The organism is Burkholderia sp. JPY481, from assembly GCF_038900515.1.
Taxonomy (GTDB): Bacteria; Pseudomonadota; Gammaproteobacteria; order Burkholderiales; family Burkholderiaceae; genus Paraburkholderia; species Paraburkholderia youngii.
Genome location: NZ_JAYMRT010000014.1, coordinates 228,144 through 246,376, shown reverse-complemented (window position 1 = coordinate 246,376; position 18,233 = coordinate 228,144). Strand labels below are relative to the sequence as shown.

Below are 18,233 nucleotides of genomic sequence, written 5' to 3'. Positions count from 1 at the left end.
CCCCATAACCGCCTCGGTACACCCCGCGGTTTCCTCCCTCGAGCGTTGTCCAACGCCTGCCCGCATACGCCGTCGCTTACTCACGCGGCAGCAGACATGGGCAGGCGTCGAACAACGCTTAACGAGAGTACGCATTCGCTGAACTCGGTTGCGGCCGTTCGTCGCCCCGTCTCCGCGAACGACCGGTGAGCGACCGCAAGCAGGCATGTCAGCGCCGACACACGACCGTCAGCTTCTATGCGGACCTGTTTGTCAAGCCGTGTTCGCTCGTCAGGTAAACGGACCAGATTTCATCCTGGGACCTTTGGATCGCTGGTGATGTGAAGCGGTCGTGTCGCACGGTGGTTCGATCCTGATCCAAGGTCGGGGTGTGGCGAGCGTTCCAGCCAGTGCCGGAACGAACTTCTATCCGTGCAGTGCATAGACAGCCTGCACCTCATGCAGCATGCGCGCAAGGCGCACTGGCAAACCCCAGTTATCGGCGCGCCCCATCTTTGGCTTCGGTCACCGTGCGGTGACCCGCCGATGGTACGGGCGTGTCGACCTCTGATCATGATGTGTTCTTTGCGAGACCACGCGAACGATGTTGACCTGGCACGTCAGGGGACAACAGGTTTGAGCGAGGCCCCGGCCGGGATCTCGCCGTGTTCCAGGTAGCGCCATAGCGCAATGGCAAGACGCCGTGCCAGCGCGACGATGCCCACCCATCGCATGCGCTTGCCGTTGCCCGCAAAGCGCCGGTTGAACCACTCAGTCAGGGGGCTGCCGGGCTGCCGGGCTGCAGGCGCAGCCAGCGCCACGCCAGTTCGACGAGCATCGTGCGCGCCCGGTGATTGCCTGCCTTGCTGATGCCCTGTTCGACCTGACTATCTCCGCTGTCGTAGGGAGTAGGTGTCAGCCCGAGACACCCGGCGACCTCGCGCCGGTTGGCGAATCGTTGCCAGCCGAACACTTCCTTGACCAGCACCCAGGCGCTTTTGGAGCCGATCGCACGCAGCCGCGCCAGTTGTGCCACCAGCGGGTGCTTGCCTTCGGCCAGCTCGTCGCGCCGCGCGGATTCAAGCATCCTGATCTGTTGCCTGACCAGCGCCAGTCGCGCGCTCTCACGCTCGATCTCGCCGCATAGGATGGGCGGCACCTGCTCCGGTGGTTGGCCCACCAGCGTGCCCAGTCGCGCCCGCCAATGATGACCTGCGGACGCACATTGTGCAGCACGAGCAGTGAGCGGACGGGATTCATGTGGGCGATGTGCTCCTGGGTCAGCCGGGCGAGTTCGCGGCGCGTGCAGCGAGCATCTTCCTGCGCGGGCGTAGGCTCTCGCAGCACCGCCCATACGCGCTCCCCGGCGTGATGGCGCCTGAGCATGGCGAGCAGCTTGTCGCCATCGAGGCGGTCGTTCTTGGGCCGCCTTGCGCGTCGGTTCACTTCGATGCTGGCAGCATCAACCACGACGTTGTCGATGCCTTGCCCGCTCAACCAGCGGTGCAGCCACCAGCCGTCGCGCCCGACCTCATAGCAGGAGTGAACCTTGGCCTTCGGCTCGAGGCCGCAACGCTCCCTGGCTCGACGTGCACAGTCGAGTACGGCAGCGGTGTCACCCGCGTGCACACTATAGCGGCTCGGGCCGTGCCGCCCATCGCTGGCGGTCAGCTTCCAGGATTTGTCGCCGAGCTCGAAGCTTGTGTACAGTTCGACCTCGATCGCCGTATTCTCGGCTTGTGGGACTGCTTGGTTCGTGGGCATTTCCATCTCCTTCGCACAGAGTTGGAAATTCCGTCTTAGCTAAACGGACCTTTCTCCGGTAGTCCCACATAGCATCTTTGGCCGAGGACGAGTCCATTGACGAAGGCCCGGTATGGCCGTTGCACTCTGATACCTGCCGCTGGAACCGCGGCGACCCGATCGTGGGCAAGGGGGCGACTGCCGGCGGAGGGGGCCGACGGTGTGGCCAACTCCCGCGCTGGCCACGCGTGCAGATGCCGGGCCAACAAAAAAAGCCCGCGCGCGGCGGGCCCCGAAGCCATGTGGAGACATGGAGGAAACGGATCCGGTCTGAACCCTGACCCAATCCTCTGCATGCCCTGGGTGAAAGACCGCGGCACGGGACCCGGCCCGCGTGTCACGGCCGGGCAGGGCGGTCCTACGCACCGGGGACGGGGAAAGCCCCGGTTGCGATGCGGGCAGGCCGGCGAGGGCGGGGGCGGGCCGTGATAAGCGGCGTTATCACACTCCTGCCTTGACTGACGACTTGATGATGAACCCTGCGCGATCGCCGCTGGGGTCTGCCATCTGATTCTCCGCGTCATTTGCCACGCCGCGACGGACAGTCTGAAGGATTGCCTCCGACTAACGGCCACTGAGACCTATATTTGATTGAACCGCGGCGAGCCTTCGCGGTATGCGTTTTTAGTGGGGCCACGCAAACGGAGCTTGACTGCCCCCAAACAGGGATCGGGTCCGACGCCAGATGAGACCTGGACGCGTTCGGAGTGAAGCGGGATGCGGAAAAAGTACCTCGCGTCGATTGTCTTCACTCCGCTTTCAATTTCGCGAGTCTTTTGTCCGCACTACCGCACGGTTTTTGAGTCTATTGCAGCTTTTTCCCCTTCTATTGTGCAGGGACCCCGACGCGAGTAGGCCTACGGAAGGCCTTCCTTGATTTATTGAACATTCAGTCATAATATCCACAGACCGACGCCAACGCAGCAACGAGGTCATCGCAATTGAGTCATTCCAGGCAAGCCGCCAAAAAAGCCGGCGAAACATCTCAGCGGGGCCGTCCGCGTGAGTTCGACACGGACACCGTGCTGGCGAACGCAAGCCAGGTGTTCTGGGATCACGGCTACCACGCGACGTCGATCGACGATCTGTGCAAGGCCACCGGTCTGCTGCGCGGCAGCCTGTACGGCGTGTTCGGCGACAAGCACGGCATCATGCTCGCCGCGCTCGAGCATTACTCGGAAGGCGCGGTCGCACGGCTTGCACAGCGACTGAGCGCGACGGCTGATCCGGCGCAGGCGTTGCGCGACGCGCTGCTGCACTACGCGCGGGTATCGTGCGGGTTGAGCGGCCGGCGCAGCTGTTTCATCACGAATACGACGCTCGAAATGCAGCCCGATGACGAAGCGCTGCGCGCGCGCGTCGCCGCGATTCAGCGCCGCATGGCGACCTTGCTCGCGGCGGCGGTGATTCGCGGGCAGGCGAGCGGCGCGTTCGATTCGACACTCGACGAAAAAGCCGTCGGCGATTTCCTGTTATGCGTGATGCAGGGCTTGCGGGTCATGGGACGGGTCGCGCATGAGCAAGACGCGCTGATCGATATCGTCGATGTGGCGATGCGCGCGCTGGTGTAGCGGTTCGTTCGCGAACGCAGGCGCAAAATTTTTTTAACTATTTCTTGAACGTTCGGTCATGAAAAGCGAAGCGATCAAGTCCGCTCCGGCGGCATTCGGTGGATCCGCTAGCGGCGCGGCGAGCGCGGCCGGGGCCGTGACCGGTCCTGGACCAGCGATGGCAGGCATGGCTGTGGCCGTCAAAGCGGCGGCGCCCGGCTTCCCGCGCCAAGCGCTTGCGCTCGCGGCGCTGTTTGTCGGCGCCTTTCTCGCGCCGCTCGATTACTTCATCGTCAACCTCGCGCTGCCGTCGATTCGCACGGGCCTCAACGCGAGCGACGCGCAACTGCAACTCGTCGTCTCGGCTTACGCGTCCGCCTACGCGGTGCTGCTGATCACGGGCGGCCGCCTCGGCGATCTGTTCGGCCGCCGTCGCATGTTCATGACGGGCATGGCGGCATTCGTCGTCGCGTCGGCGTTGTGCGGCTTCGCGACGAGCGGCCATATGCTGGTGATCGCGCGCATCGTGCAAGGCATCGCGGCCGCGGTGATGGCGCCGCAAGTGCTCGCGACGATTCGCGCGGTCGTACCGTTGCATCAGCAGACGCGCGTGATGAGTCTGTATGGCTTCGTGTTCGGCTTGTCGTCGATCGTCGGGCAGCTCGGCGGCGGCGCGCTGATTACGTATCACCCGTTCGGGCTCGACTGGCGCGTGATCTTTCTGATCAACATTCCGATCGGCATCGCGGCGTTCATCGGCACATGGAAGTTCGTGCCGGAGAATCAGCCGGCCACGCATACCGGCGTCGATCTGAAGGGCGTCGCGCTGCTGTCGGCGGTGCTGCTGCTGGTGATCTATCCGATGACGCATGGCCGCGAAGCCGGCTGGCCCGCGTGGACCTTCGCGATGTTCGCGCTCGCGGTGCCGGTGTTCGCGCTGTTCGTCGCGACCGAGCGGCGCGTCGAGCGCGGCGGTGGCCATCCGCTCGTCGATCTGCAACTGTTCCGCAATCGCGCGTTCGCGCTCGGTCTGGTGCTCGCGTTCCTGTTCTATTGCAATAGCGCGTTCTTCCTGACCTACGGCATCTTCCTGCAGACCGGCCTGCACTGGACGCCGCTCGCGTCGGGCATCGCGATCATGCCTTTCGCGCTCGGCTTCGTGATCGGGCCGCTGACCTCGCCGGCCGTGGTCAAGCGCATCGGCGCGCATGTGCTGACGCTCGGTTTCTCGATGATGACGCTCGGCTTCACCGTGACCGGCTGGTCCGCGACCCGATCCGCGACGCCCGATCTGCTGTTCTACTGCGGGCTGGTGTGCGCGGGTGTCGGACATGGTCTGCTGTTGCCGTCGATCATGCGCATCGTGCTGCAGGAGGTGGTGCCCGAGAAGGCGGGGCTTGCATCGGGTGTGGTGTCGTCGACGCTGCAGATCGGCTCCGCGTTCGGCACCGCGGCGGTCAGCGGCGCGTTCTTCGGCGCGCTCGGTGGCAGCGCGGCCCCCGCGTATTATGCACACGCGTTTCAGCTGAGCCTCGCCATCAATGCCGCGCTGATGTGCGTGTGTATCGGCCTGAGCGTGCTGCTGGTACGGCATCAGCAAAGCGTACGGCGCTCAGTCGCTCCGGGAGTTTGAAATTAAGCCGCTGGTAATCGTTTTCATTTGCTGGCTCGCCCGGAAAATCGTTCAATTTGAACGAAGCGGTATAACGAACTACATGGCATTTACCGGCGATCTACTCGTTCACAGGTAATTCTGATTTAGATCAAACGGGTCTTTCTGATTAACGGCTCAACGCTATCGCGTCAGGTTTTCTAATCAGACGAAACCCGTCTCGTATTTCCTACCGGCCTGCAACCGGCCTGCAGTAACTGTTGCATTTGTGCGGTAGCGCACATAGGGTTAGCCGCAATGTTTTCGCCGGAGAATGTTTCAGAATGCCGGGAACTTAAACCATTGGGCATCAACCCCGGTTCCGTGAAAACGGTATCAATAAAAAGCGCTTGCCGCGTTTAAATTCGATTGTTAATCTGTCTAAACTTTAGAGTACCCATTCAACAGGTCGAAGTCGATAAAGCCGGGCTCAAGTTAAAAACGCTCAAGATAGGGGGACCCAAGATGCTGACCGCTACCATTGACGCATTCCAGACAACATCCGCCGCCTTCAATGTGGGCGACGTCGTCAAGTTAAAAGAAGGTGGCCCGCGCATGACCGTCACGTACGCAGGTCCGGTCGCGCGCAATCCGGGCGACTGGCTGATCTGCGAGTGGTTCGACGAACACGGCGAACTGCGTCATGAAACCTTTGCCGCGCAAGCGGTGCGCGCGGAACCGCGCTCCATTCCGGCGGGCTCGGTACAGTGGAGTCGCATCGGGCGCGCGGCCTGAATGACGCACGTGCGCTTCAATCAATCCGTTTCCTGTTGTTCGTGTATTGCTCGTATTGCTGGAGCCGCCCGAATCGTTTCAGCGCTCGGGCCGGTCGCGCGCGGCCTCGCGTCGCCGCACGCGCAGCGTCAGTGCCGATGAAAACGCGCGCAAGGTCGATATCTTGCGAGTCTCGACGATGTCGCTCGCAAGGGTCTGCGCCGGATTCGGCTGTAGCGCCCAATACAGCGCGAGCACCCAACCAAGCACGGTCCAGCCGAGGCAGGCGTTAAATAGCGCGAGCGTCAGCACGTCACGACGCTTGCGCCGGTCCGCGATGATCGCCGGCAGAAAATACAGCGCTAGCGCGAACGCCGCGCCGATGGCCTGAACGGCCACGTTGCCACCCATAAAAGCTCCTGATGCACGAGGCATGTAGTGATTGTCGCGCGAATGGCCGCCGCCCGCCGCGCACCATGCGCGTTCCGGTCCCCACCCAATCACCGCAAGGGGTTCAGCCCGACACGCATCGGGACTATGATGATCGTTTCGACCGAACAGTACTTCACGGACCCGATCATGATCACCGACGACACGACCCAGCAGGCCCAACTCAACCCGGACACGCTACGAGAATTCGTCGAGCGCAAGTGGAACGACGAGATCGTGCCCGCGCTGACGGACTACATCGCGGTGCCGGCGAAGAGCCCGGCGTTCGATCCCGACTGGGCGAAGCATGGTTACCTCGAGCGCGTGATCACCGACGCCGCGAAATGGGCCGAGCAGCAACCGGTGCGCGGCCTGAAGCTCGAAGTGATCCGCCTGCCGGGCCGCACGCCGGTGATCTTCTTCGAGACCGCCGCGACGCGCTCGGGCAGCACCGAAACCATCGTGCTCTACGGCCACCTCGACAAGCAGCCCGAGTTCGATGGCTGGCGCAACGACCTCGGTCCGTGGACGCCGAAGCTCGAGGACGGCAAGCTGTACGGCCGCGGCGGCGCGGACGACGGCTACGCGATCTATGCGAGCCTGACGGCGCTCGCCGCGCTCGATGCGCAAGGTGTCGAGCGTCCGCGTTGTGTCGGGCTGATCGAAACCTGCGAGGAGTCGGGCAGCTACGATCTGCTGCCCTACGTCGACGCGCTGCGCGAGCGGCTCGGTAACGTCGGGCTGGTCGTGTGTCTCGATTCGGGCGCGGGCAATTACGATCAGCTATGGCTGACCACGTCGCTGCGCGGGCTCGTCGCCGGCGATCTCGAAGTGCAGGTGCTCGACGAGGGGATTCACTCGGGGGTCTACGGCGGCATCGTGCCATCGAGCTTCCGCATCATGCGGCAACTGTTCGATCGTCTCGAAGACTCCGCGAACGGCACGCTGCTGCCGAAGGGTTTTCATTGCCCGGTGCCGGCCGATCGTCTGCGCGAAGCGGAGGCTGCCGCGAGGATTCTCGGCGATGACGTATGGAAGAAGATGCCGTGGGCGTGCGGGCAGGACGGCCGTCAAGTGCTGCCCACCACGACCGATCCGCAGGAGGCGCTGCTCAATTCGACGTGGCGTCCGTCGCTGTCGGTGACGGGCGCGGCCGGCTTGCCCGCGCTCGCCGACGCCGGCAACGTGCTGCGTCCGCGCACCGCGTTCAAGCTGTCGCTGCGTCTGCCGCCGACCATCGAAGCGGAAAAGGCCGTCGCCGAACTGAAGGCGCTGCTCGAATTCGATCCGCCGTACAACGCAAAGGTCACGTTCAAGCCGGATGCGGGCGCGGCGAGCGGCTGGAACGCACCGGAGGTCGCACCGTGGCTGGCCAGCGCGCTCAGCGACGCATCGCGTCAGCACTTCGGCGCCGATGCCGCGTACATGGGACTCGGCGGCACGATCCCGCTGATGAACGTGCTGAAGGCGGGCTTCCCGAAGTCGCAGTTCATGGTGTGCGGCGTGCTCGGGCCGAAGTCGAACGCGCATGGGCCGAACGAGTTCCTGCACGTACCGTACGGCAAGAAGCTGACGGCCGCGGTTGCGGAAGTGATCGCCGCGGCGCCGTGAGTTGTCGCCTCGTTTGAGTGGGGCTCGGGTGCGACCCGGGCCCGTTGTTTATTGATGCTCCCTTCCGTTCGAACTACACCGACACGCTGAATGAGCGACTCCCAGACTGCCCAAACCAACACGCCCCGGATTCCGGCCGATCAACTGCATGCCTACGTCAGAGCGATCTGGGAGCGAGCGGGCAGTGCGCCGCGCGAAGCGGAGCTGATCGCCGATCATCTGGTGGCCGCGAATCTGACCGGGCACGACTCGCATGGCGTCGGCATGATCCCGCGCTATGTCGAATCGCTCGCCGACCAGCAACTGCAACTCAATGGACATGCCGACGTCGTCAAGGACGCGGGCGCGGTGCTGACCGTCGAAGGCGGCAAGGGCTTTGGTCAGGTGATCGCGTTCGAGGCGATGGAGCGGGGCATCGAGCGCGCGCGGCGGCTCGGCATCTGCGCGGTGGGCTTGCGCGGCGCGCATCATATCGGCCGCATCGGGCATTGGGCCGAGCAGTGCGCGCGCGCCGGTCTGGTGTCGTTTCACTTCGTCAACGTAGCGGGCGATCCGCTCGTTGCGCCGTTCGGCGGCGCGGACCGCCGCATCGGCACGAATCCCTTCTGCGCCGCTTATCCGCGCCCCGGCAAACCGCCACTCGTGCTCGACTTCGCGACCAGCACGATCGCGTTCGGCAAGACGCGCGTCGCGTATAACCAGGGCAAGCACACGCCACCCGGGGCGCTGATCGATCACGAAGGCATGCCCACGCTCGAACCGAAAGTCATGCACGAAGCGCCGTTCGGCGCGCTGACACCGTTCGGTGGCCACAAGGGTTTCGGGCTCGCGGCGATGTGCGAGATTTTCGGCGGCGCGCTGTCGGGCGGCTTCACGACGCACGCCGACACGCTCTGTACCACGCACGCGATCATCAATTGCATGCTGTCGGTGATCATCGATCCAGCCGCATTCGATGCGCCCGATGCGCAAGCCGAAGCCGATGCGTTCCTCGAGTGGGTGAAGGCGTCGCCGCTCGCGGCGGGCACCGAGCGCATCTACGAACCCGGCGAGTCCGAGCGCGTCACGCGCGCGCAACGCGAGGCCGCCGGCATTCCGATCGACGCCGCGACGTGGGAGCAAATCCACTCCGCGGCGCGCGCCGTCGGGATGAGTGCGGACGAAGTGGCAGGCTGGTCCGCGCGCCTCGGCTGAAGCGCGCGAGGCAAGGCTCAGGCGATCAGCCTGAGCTTGCGCCGATCGAGCAGCCAGCGCTCGAACTCGGTGGCGGGCATCGGCCGCGCGTACAGGAAGCCCTGCACGTAATCGACGCCCAGGCCCTTCATGAAGGCTTCTTCCGCTTCGGTTTCGATCCCCTCGGCGACGACCTGGAAATCGAGTTCCTGCGCGACCGCGACCATCGAGCGCACCAGCGCCTGTGCCTTCATGTCAGCGTGGATCGAGCGCGTGAAGCTGCGGTCGAGCTTGATCACGTCGAGCGGAATACGGCCGAGTTGCGACAGCGACGAGTAGCCGGTGCCGAAGTCGTCCAGATGCACCTGCGCGCCGAGCTGGCGGAACTGCTTGATCAGTTCGATCGCGGCCGCTTCGTTTTCGATCAGACAGCTTTCGGTCAACTCGAGATCGATCAGGCATGGATCGAGACTCGCATGCTGCAACGCCTCGGTGAAATGGCGGACCACGGCCGTATCCGTGAGCTGTCGCGCCGACACGTTAATCGCGACGCGCAGATCATAGCCGGCCGCCTTCCAGCGGGCCGCCTGTTTCGCGGCGGTCTCCATCACCCAGCGGCCGAGCACGCCGATCAAGCCGGATTCCTCGGCATAACGGATGAATTCCGCAGGCATGATCTGCCCGCGCTCCGGCGAGTTCCAGCGCACCAGCGCTTCCGCGCCTTGCACGGCGCCCGTGGCGAGGTTCAGCTTCGGCTGATAGTGCAGCGCGAACTGGCCTTCCTCGAGCCCGCGGCGCAGATTCGTGTCGAGCCACATGAACTCAGCGACGCGACGGTTCATGTCCGGCGAAAACACGCGATGCGTGCGCTTGCCTTCGTCCTTCGCGACGTACATTGCGGTGTCGGCCGAACGGATCAGCGATTCGAGGGTTTCGCCATGCTCGGGCCAACGCGCGATGCCGATCGAGCAGCCGGTGTAGACCTCGACGAGCCCGACCGCGAACGGCATGCGCATGCGATCGAGAATGCGCTGCGCGGTGTTTTCCAGGCCATGCGCGGAGCCCTTCGCGGCGAGCACGATGAACTCGTCGCCCCCGAGACGCGCGAGCGAGTCGCCCGGATTCAGACAGTTGCGGATCGCGTCCGACACATCGCAGATCAGCCGGTCGCCGAACACGTGGCCGTAGTGATCGTTGACCTTCTTGAAGTTGTCGAGATCGAGAAACAGCACGCCGATGGTTTCGCCGGGCGCGGCCTGCTCGATCGCGATCTGGATGCGCTCCTGGATCGCATTGCGATTGGCGAGGCCGGTGAGCGGGTCGGTGGTGGCCTGCTCGATCAGACGGTCTTGTGCGAGCCGTTGCTCGGTGATGTCGGTGCCCGAGCAGATCAGGAACTGGTCTTCGATGCCGCTGCCGCTGCGCACGAACTTGTTGCGAAACAGGAATAGCCGCTCGCCATGCACCGTTTTGATGCGCCGTTCGATCTCGTACGGTTGGCCACGGTTGAAGAAGTGCGCGCTGACCTGGTTCGAGACCACGCCGTCGTCGGACGACATGAACAGCGTCCAGACGCTGCGGCCGATGATGTCCTCTTCCTTGAGCCCGGTCAGCTCCTCGGCGAGCCGGTTAAAGCGCTGTATCCGGCCGTGCCGGTCGACGATGACGACGACCGAATTGACCTCGGAGACGACCTGTTCGGCGAACGACAGACCGTGCAGTAGTGCGCGCGCGACGGATTCGGTGTCGGCATGGGTCGAGGCGGTGCCGCCCCAGCGATGGCAATCGAGTTTCTTGCCGACCAGATGCAGCCGCAGCGGCGCGGCGTCCAGCTGCACGTCGACGACTACGTGCGAGGTGACGCCGCTCAGCGCGCGGACCTGGGAGGCTTGGGAAGAGGTGAGGGGAATGGCGACGCCGACAGCCGCGTGGCCATGGGCCGGCACGATCTCCAGCGTGTCGCTCGCCGCCGCAAGGCGCCAGCGAGGGCTGCTCGTGCCGAACCGCGCGTGAAGCACCTGGTCGTGTAGCTCGTCGCTCATGAAATCCCCGGAGAGTGCCGGCGGTCCGTATCAAGGCGGGCGGCGGCAGACGGTCTTCCTCATACTAAAGTGAAACTGCCCCATTGTATCTAAGCGTGACAATTCGAGCGAAGAAACATTAACGTTTTGCTAACCCTGGGCACGGGCCGGCGCGGCCGCGCGCGGCGGCATGATGGCGTGGCGAAACGACGCCACGGTGACGTCGTTAGAAGCGATGTGTGAGCAGCGCGCGGGCACGTTCGCGCTCGATCGGATTGGCGTCGAGCGCCGCGTCGAACCAGAACTTGCCGGCCACCAGCGTGGCCGCCGCCATGCCGTCGCGATACAGCACGCGGTTGCCCGCCACGGCCGGCACCTTGTCGCCGACCAGCAGCGTGCCGACGAGATTCAGCGGATCGGTTCCCGCGACGCAGATCAGCGCACCGTCGTTCGCTTGCCGCCGCACCTCGCGCAGCAGCGGAATCGCCTCGGGCAGCGCGAACTGTTCGCCCGCGAGCCCGTTGACGAAACGCCCGCCGCGGATCACGCCGCGCGCCTCGAGCCGCTGCAGCACGCGCAGCAGATCGCGCCACGGCGGCAGCCATTCGGCCTCGCGTTCGAGCACGCGCCAGAACACCACGCCGTAGCGGCGCAACAACGTCATCGCGACGTGTTCGAGCACCTCGGGCGGCAACTGACTCCGTCGCTCGGACGGATGTTCCGGCGCGACGGCGGACGGGCGGCTTACGAGCGCCCAACGCCCGGCGTCGTCCATGCCGCCGATCAGCGCGCTCGCGCGCGCGCGCCGGCTGCTGGAAAACGCGTTGCGTTTGGCGACCGGCTTGAGCAACGCGCGCAGACCCGCGAAGCTGTCCGAGTTCGCGAGGCCGGCCGCGACCAGCTCGCCGAGCGCGTTTTCCAGTTCCATGCGCAGCACGCGCACCTCAGCGAGCAGTTCGTCGAAGAACATCGCGCCGTGTTGCGCGAGCGTGTCGTGCACGCTTTGCGCGAGTGCCGACAACTCGACCTGACGCGCGGGATCGAGCAGCGCGCGCCACGCGCGCAACTGCGCGCGCGGCAGCAGCACGATCGGCGTGCCGCGGACCGGACCGGCTGCGCCGCGCGCCCGCTCGGTCAGGCGGGTCCAGACGATCTTGCCGGCCCGGCATAGCTCATCGAGCGAACTGCTGGTGTAGGCGCGCACCCGCGCGGGCAGGATGTCCTCCTCCCATGCGCCGGCCGCGGCCTGGAAGCCTTCGAGCTGGTCCAGCGCGGCGGCGAGCGCGTCGCGGCCTTCGGCGCGCGTGGTCGGCGTCAGATGCTGCCATTCGAACAGGAAGCGCATGAAGTCGTGCCGCTCGACCGGCTCGATCTCACGCCGCAGCCGCTTGACCGTGTAGCGGTGGATGCGTGCGAGCAGGTGCCGCTCGCACCATTCTTCGTGGCTCGTGTGCGGCGTGAAGCGCCCGCGCAACAGATAACCTTCGGCTTCGAGACGGATCAGCGCCGGTTCGATCCGGTCGGCCGGCAAACCGAGCGGGCGCGCGATCGCGTCGACCGTCTGCGGGCCGAAACCGGTCAGCCGCGCGCGCAGCACGTCCACGAGCGCGTCGTCGGCGCTCCAGCTTTCGGTGTAGCCCTTCGGCGCGCTCAGCGGCGGCTCATAGCGACTACGCGCGATGCCGGGGTAGAGCGCTTCGAAGCAGGTCACGCGTTCGGCGGGCAGCCACAGTGCGCCTTCGCTGACGTTGTGGTTGCCCGTGCTTGCGTCTGCTTGCGCGGCCAGCGGCAAGCGCGTCACCCGGCCGGCTTTCGCCAATGCCGCAAGCAGGGTGGGCCAATCCTCCTGTGTGCGCGCCTCGGTTTCTGTGATGCACGCGAGGCCCGTCAACGCTTCGTGCATCTCGTCGGCGTTGCGAGCTTGCGGCCAGGCCTCGTCGCGCACGCTGTCGATCGCGGCGGCGTCGAGCGCGCCGAGATCGTCGGCGCTTTCCGGGTCGGTCCAGCGGCGGTTCAGCACTGCCTGGGTGCGGCGCTCCTCGATCGGCGCGTCGTCCAGATACGCATAGGGCTTCGCGGTCAGGATTTCGGCGGCGAGCGGCGACGGCGCCGGCAGATCACGCGCGACGAGCCGCAGTTCGCCGTGCTCGATCTGGCGTAGCAGCGCGAGCCAGCGTTCGCTGTCCATCGCGTCGTGCAGGCAGTCGTCGATGGTTTGGTCGACTAATGGGTGGCGCGGCACCTCGCGTTCGCCGACGATGTTCTCCAGACACGCGGCCTGCTCGGGAAACACGCTTGCGAGCAGATCCTCGCTGCGCATGCGCTGCAGTTGCGGCGCGGTCTTGCGTCCGCCCGTGTAGCGCGGCAGGCCGAGCGAGGTCGTCGCGTTCCAGCGCCAGCGCACGCCGAACAACGGCGCATCGAGCAGCGCCTGGATCAGCAGATGCTCGGCGCTGTTCGAATGCAGATAGCGCCACACATCGTCGAGCACGAACGAGTGGCTGCCGGTCAGCGACAGCACGATCGCGTCTTCGGTGGCCGCGGCCTGCAGCTCGAAGTTGAAGCTGCGGCAGAAGCGCTTGCGCAGCGCGAGCCCCCACGCGCGATTCACGCGGCTGCCGAACGGTGAGTGGATCACGAGCTGGGTGCCGCCCGATTCGTCGAAGAAGCGCTCCATCACGAGCGTGCTCTGCGTCGGCAGCACGCCGAGCGCGGCGCGGGCGCGCGCCAGGTATTCGACGATCTGGCGCGCGGCCGGCTCGCTGAGCGCGAGGTTGTCGGCGAGCCAGGCGATAGCGTGGTCGAGACGCGGCGCGGCGGGATCGGGTTCGCGTGCGGCTACGGCGGTTTCCGTTGTTGCTTGCGTCTCGCCCTCCGTCAGCAACGCTTCGACCTGCTCGCGCAATCTCGCGACCGCGAACGACAGCTCGTCGCTGCGTCCTGGCGCCTCGCCGAGCCAGAACGGAATGTTCGGCGGCTGGCCTTGCGCATCCTCGACCCGCACGCGGCCGCTTTCGATGCGCAGAATCCGGTACGACGCGTTGCCGAGCTGGAATACATCGCCGGCGAGGCTTTCGACCGCGAAGTCCTCGTTGACGGTGCCGATATTGAGCGCCTGCGGTTCGAGCACGACCGCGTAATCGGCGTTTTCGGGAATCGTGCCGCCGGAGGTCACCGCGACCAGCTTGCCGCCGCGCCGGCCGCGCAAGGTGCCGCTGACCGCATCGCGATGCACATACGCGGCACGCGGACCGTGGCGGCTCGTGTAGCCCTCGGCGAGCATGCGCAGCAGCGCGTCGTATTGCTCGCGCGGCAGATCCGCGTACGGCGCGGCACGCCGCAGCATGTCGAACAGCGCATCCTCGCTCCACTCGGCGCTCGACACCTCCGCGACGATCTGTTGCGCGAGCACGTCGAGCGGCGCGCGCGGGATGCGCAACGCATCGAGCTCGCCACGCCGCACGCAATCGAGCAGTGCCGCGCATTCGAGCAGATCGTCGCGCGAGACTGGAAACAGCCGCCCCTTCGGCATGCCGCCGACGTGGTGCCCCGAGCGGCCGACGCGTTGCAGGAACGGCGCGATCGCGCGCGGCGAACCCATCTGGCAAACGAGATCGACGTCGCCGATATCGATGCCGAGTTCGAGCGACGCGGTCGCGATCAGCACGCGCAGCTCGCCGCGTTTCAGGCGCTGTTCGGCGTCGAAACGATGTTCTTTCGCGAGGCTGCCGTGATGCGCGGCGACCGCGTCCTTGCCGAGCCGCTCGGTCAGATGGCGGGCGGCGCGCTCGGCCATGCGGCGCGTGTTGACGAAGACGAGCGTCGTGCGATGCTGCGCGACCAGCTCGGCGAGCCGGTCGTAGACGCGCTCCCACACTTCGTTGGCCATCACCGCTTCGAGCGGCACCGGCGGGATCTCGAGCGCGAGGTCGCGCGCGCGAACGTGGCCGACGTCGATCACCGCGCATTCGGCCGGCACGTCGCTATCCAGACTCGCGCCGCCGACCAGAAACCGCGCGACCGCGCTGACCGGTTTTTGCGTCGCCGACAGCCCGATACGCGGCAGGCGTCGCCCGCAAAGCGCGTCGAGCCGTTCGAGGCTCAGCGCGAGATGACTGCCGCGCTTGCTGCCCGCGAGCGCGTGAATCTCATCGACGATCACCGTGCGCACCGTCGCCAGCATGCGGCGGCCCGAATCGGAGCCGAGCAGCACGTACAGCGACTCGGGCGTCGTCACGAGAATGTGCGGCGCGCGTTTTTTCAGCGCGTTGCGTTCCTGCTGCGTGGTGTCGCCGGTGCGCACGGCGGTGCGGATGTCGAGCGGCGGCAGGCCGAGCGCGTCGAGTTCGGCGGCGATGCCTTGCAGCGGCAGTTGAAGGTTCAGACGGATATCGTTCGACAGCGCCTTCAGCGGCGACACGTAGACGACCAGCGTTTCGTCGGGCAGCGCGCCGTCGTTCGCGAGGCCTTGCGACACGAGGTCGTTCAGCGCGGACAGGAACGCTGTCAGCGTCTTGCCGGAGCCGGTCGGCGCGGCGACCAGCGTCGAGCGGCCGCTGCGGATTTGCGGCCAGGCGGCCGCTTGTGCGTCGGTCGGGGCGGTGAAGGTTTTCTGGAACCAGTTGGCAACGGCCGGGTGAAAGCCGGCGAGCGCCTGCGGGGCTGGCGGTAAGGCGGGTGCGACGGGCTGCCCCGCGCTCGCAGTGGAGCGGGCCTTGCGGGAGCGGGGCGCCGCGTCGAGTGCGGCGGAAGTTTTGGCCGAAGTCATGCTCGTGTAGATGAGGGCGGCGCGGGGGATATCCAGTGGGGGCGGCTGGATCAGTACCCGCTAATGTCGCCCGTTTTTGCGGTTGCGGGCTATTCGACGCTGACGACGCAATAGCGGTCAGTCTCGCAGGTTTTCGGCGCTCGTGTGCGGCGCGTTGGGCGTTGCGTAACTGCTGGAATTCGTAGTCTCGCCGCGTGCGCCCGTCCTGCCAGCCTCCGGCATTTGCAGTACGCTTCACAATTCTCCCTGTCCCCACGATGGAGCGTCGACGATGCGATATAACCAGTTGGGCCGTACCGGTGTGTTTGTATCGGAGTTGTGTTTGGGCACGATGACCTTCGGCGGTGGCGAAGGCATCTGGCGGCAGATCGGCGATCTGCAGCAAAGCGACGCGGAGCGGCTGGTCGGCCGGGCGCTCGACGCGGGCATCAATTTCATCGACACGGCCGACGTCTACTCGGGCGGCCTGTCCGAACTGATCACGGGCAACGCGCTGAAAAACCTGAAAGTGCCGCGCGACAAGGTTGTGATCGCGACCAAGGTGTTCGGCCAGACCGGCGAGTTCGCCAACGCGCGCGGTGCGTCGCGCTATCACATCCTCGACGGCATCAAGGCGAGCCTGAAGCGTCTACAACTCGATCACGTCGACCTGTATCAGATCCACGGTTTCGATCCGGCCACGCCGATCGAAGAAACCGTGCGCGCCCTCGATACGCTCGTGCAGCACGGCCACGTGCGCTATGTCGGCGTGTCGAATTGGGCCGCATGGCAGATTGCGAAGGCGCTCGGCATCGCAGAGCGGCTCGGCGCCGCGCGCTTCGAAACGCTGCAGGCGTATTACACGCTCGCGGGCCGCGATCTCGAACGCGAACTCGTGCCGATGCTGCAAAGCGAAGGCCTTGGCCTGATGGTATGGAGTCCGCTCGCGGGCGGTTTTCTGAGCGGCAAATACGGACGTGAACAGCAGGGCGAAGCGGGCAGCCGTCGCACGACTTTCGATTTTCCGCCGGTCAATCGCGAACGCGCGTACGACTGCATCGACGTGATGCGCGAGATGGCCGCGGCGAAGACCGTATCGGTCGCACAGATCGCGCTGGCGTGGCTGCTGCATCAGCGTGTCGTCAGCACGGTGATCGTCGGCGCGAAGAAAATCGAGCAGCTCGACGACAACATCGCGGCGACCAACGTCGCGCTATCCGCGGATGAGCTCGCGAAGCTCGCCGAGGTCAGCGCGCTGCCAGCCGAGTATCCGGGCTGGATGCTGGAGCGGCAGGGCGAGCAGCGCCGGCAACAACTGGCCGAGGTTCGGCACGTCGTGCAGCGATAGCGCGACGGCGTTCTCGCGAACGCTGAGGAAAGCCTGAATCGTCTTCGTTGGGCCGCGCGAATTTGATGCTCGCGCGGCGGCGACGGTCATCACATTTGCCACGCGATTGCGCGTAGACTTCATACGGCAGGTCGTCTTCCGCATCGGCCGCACCGATGCCCACGTGTCGTATTTCAGACTCCTATCCGGTTCGTGACATTCGCATTCGCTTCGATTACAAAAGCCGGCGCTTTCGCGGCGTTGGCTTGCTGTTCGCTGACAACGCCTCATCTCGCCCACGCCGCCGACAACGTGATCGTGCTCGACTCCGGCGAAGCGCAGCTCACGTTGATCGATCCCGTCACCCACAAAGTGATCGGCACCGAGCCGACCGGTAAGGAACCGCATCATCTGATGATCACGCCCGATGGCCGTTCGCTGATCGTCGCGGATGCGATTTCGAACGACCTGATGTTCGTCGACCCGCACAGCGGCCAGGTGCAACGCCGTGTCGAGGGCATCGAAGATCCGTACCAGCTCGGCTTTTCGCCCGACCACAAGTGGTTCGTCACCGCGGGCCTGCGGCTCGATCGCATCGATATCTATCACTACGATGGCGAGAGCGTGACGCTCGCGAAGCGGATAGCGCTCGCGAAGACACCGAGCCACCTGACCTTTTCAGCCGATAACCGCACCGTGTTCGTCACGCTCCAGGACACCGGCGAGGTCGCGGCGATCGATCTGCCGACACAGTCAGTGTCGTGGAAGCTGCATGTAGGCAAGACGCCAGCCGGACTCTGGATGACGCCGGGCGATCGGTATCTGCTCGTCGGCATGACGGGTGAAGACAATGTCGCGGTGGTCGACTGGAAAAACCGCCAACTCGTGAAGAAGATCCACACGGGCCGCGGCGCGCACAACTTCCGCAATCTCGACGATGGCCGGCACATCGCCGTGTCGAATCGCGTGGAGAACACGATCAGCATTCTCGATTACAACACGCTGACCAAAGTGGCCGACATCACCGGTTTGATGCCGGGCCCTGACGACATGGAACTATCGGCGGACCGGCGCTATCTATGGGTCACGTTCCGCTTCGCGAGGCACGTCGGCGTCATCGATCTGAGCACGCATCGGCTGGTGGATACGATCGCGGTGGGGCGCTCGCCGCACGGACTGTATTTCGCCAACCGCGCGCCGGTCTACGCACCCAATCCCGACTGAGGCA

10 protein-coding genes and 1 pseudogene are annotated in these 18,233 nt (G+C 65.4%); 7 read left to right on the top strand and 4 right to left on the bottom strand.

The genetic code is table 11. The features are described from left to right. Positions 1-599 precede the first annotated feature (599 nt). Positions 600-1,743: pseudogene (locus tag VSR82_RS28800) on the bottom strand (IS110 family RNA-guided transposase). 980 nt (positions 1,744-2,723) lie between these two features. On the opposite strand from VSR82_RS28800, the gene VSR82_RS28795 reads away from it, so the two are divergent. The 3 genes from VSR82_RS28795 (at position 2,724) to VSR82_RS28785 (ending at position 5,718) form a co-directional block, all read left to right on the top strand. Continuing rightward, positions 2,724-3,353, top strand: coding sequence for a TetR/AcrR family transcriptional regulator (locus tag VSR82_RS28795; RefSeq protein ID WP_368583727.1), 630 nt, complete (start codon positions 2,724-2,726; stop codon positions 3,351-3,353). 58 nt (positions 3,354-3,411) lie between these two features. Beyond that, positions 3,412-4,965: an MFS transporter gene (locus VSR82_RS28790; protein WP_429455593.1), complete on the top strand. Its 1,554-nt coding sequence runs from the start codon at positions 3,412-3,414 to the stop codon at positions 4,963-4,965. Between the two features lie 483 nt (positions 4,966-5,448). Continuing rightward, positions 5,449-5,718 carry a YodC family protein gene (locus VSR82_RS28785; RefSeq protein WP_176123714.1) on the top strand — a complete coding sequence of 90 codons (270 nt, stop codon included), beginning with the start codon at positions 5,449-5,451 and terminating at the stop codon, positions 5,716-5,718. A 78-nt stretch (positions 5,719-5,796) separates the two neighbouring features. Here the strand turns inward: VSR82_RS28785 and VSR82_RS28780 are convergent, their stop codons facing one another. Beyond that, complete coding sequence (locus VSR82_RS28780) at positions 5,797-6,108, bottom strand: superinfection immunity protein (protein WP_368583729.1); 312 nt, start codon at positions 6,106-6,108, stop codon at positions 5,797-5,799. 168 nt (positions 6,109-6,276) lie between these two features. Between VSR82_RS28780 and VSR82_RS28775 the strand changes: the two genes are divergently transcribed. Together VSR82_RS28775 and VSR82_RS28770 are read left to right on the top strand one after the other, a co-directional pair. Then, positions 6,277-7,737, top strand: coding sequence for a M20 family metallopeptidase (locus VSR82_RS28775; RefSeq protein ID WP_429457691.1), 1,461 nt, complete (start codon positions 6,277-6,279; stop codon positions 7,735-7,737). Positions 7,738-7,827: 90 nt separating this feature from the next. After that, positions 7,828-8,931, top strand: a complete 1,104-nt coding sequence (locus VSR82_RS28770) for a malate/lactate/ureidoglycolate dehydrogenase (RefSeq protein ID WP_429455592.1) — start codon at positions 7,828-7,830, stop codon at positions 8,929-8,931. 17 nt (positions 8,932-8,948) lie between these two features. Here the strand turns inward: VSR82_RS28770 and pdeR are convergent, their stop codons facing one another. Together pdeR and VSR82_RS28760 are read right to left on the bottom strand one after the other, a co-directional pair. Next, the gene (gene pdeR / locus VSR82_RS28765) at positions 8,949-10,952 is read right to left on the bottom strand and encodes a cyclic di-GMP phosphodiesterase (RefSeq protein WP_429455591.1); all 2,004 of its coding nucleotides are present in this window, start codon (positions 10,950-10,952) and stop codon (positions 8,949-8,951) included. A gap of 205 nt (positions 10,953-11,157) precedes the next feature. Next, the gene (locus VSR82_RS28760; RefSeq protein ID WP_498858272.1) at positions 11,158-15,699 is read right to left on the bottom strand and encodes a DEAD/DEAH box helicase; all 4,542 of its coding nucleotides are present in this window, start codon (positions 15,697-15,699) and stop codon (positions 11,158-11,160) included. 271 nt (positions 15,700-15,970) lie between these two features. Here VSR82_RS28760 and VSR82_RS28755 point away from each other — a divergent pair, with 271 nt between their 5' ends. Further along, on the top strand, positions 15,971-17,026 hold the full coding sequence (locus tag VSR82_RS28755; RefSeq protein ID WP_410849349.1) for an aldo/keto reductase: 1,056 nt from the start codon (positions 15,971-15,973) through the stop codon (positions 17,024-17,026). Between the two features lie 192 nt (positions 17,027-17,218). Then, complete coding sequence (locus VSR82_RS28750) at positions 17,219-18,229, top strand: YncE family protein (protein WP_429455590.1); 1,011 nt, start codon at positions 17,219-17,221, stop codon at positions 18,227-18,229. The last annotated feature ends 4 nt before the right edge of the window (positions 18,230-18,233 follow it).

Bases quoted from the DNA above. Each gene is read 5' to 3' on its own strand.
- VSR82_RS28780 (WP_368583729.1), bottom strand. From the start codon at position 6,108: ATGGGTGGCAACGTGGCCGTTCAGGCCATCGGCGCGGCGTTCGCGCTA.
- VSR82_RS28770 (WP_429455592.1), top strand. From the start codon at position 7,828: ATGAGCGACTCCCAGACTGCCCAAACCAACACGCCCCGGATTCCGGCC.
- VSR82_RS28760 (WP_498858272.1), bottom strand. From the start codon at position 15,699: ATGACTTCGGCCAAAACTTCCGCCGCACTCGACGCGGCGCCCCGCTCC.
- VSR82_RS28785 (WP_176123714.1), top strand. From the start codon at position 5,449: ATGCTGACCGCTACCATTGACGCATTCCAGACAACATCCGCCGCCTTC.
- VSR82_RS28755 (WP_410849349.1), top strand. From the start codon at position 15,971: ATGCGATATAACCAGTTGGGCCGTACCGGTGTGTTTGTATCGGAGTTG.
- VSR82_RS28790 (WP_429455593.1), top strand. From the start codon at position 3,412: ATGAAAAGCGAAGCGATCAAGTCCGCTCCGGCGGCATTCGGTGGATCC.
- pdeR (WP_429455591.1), bottom strand. From the start codon at position 10,952: ATGAGCGACGAGCTACACGACCAGGTGCTTCACGCGCGGTTCGGCACG.
- VSR82_RS28775 (WP_429457691.1), top strand. From the start codon at position 6,277: ATGATCACCGACGACACGACCCAGCAGGCCCAACTCAACCCGGACACG.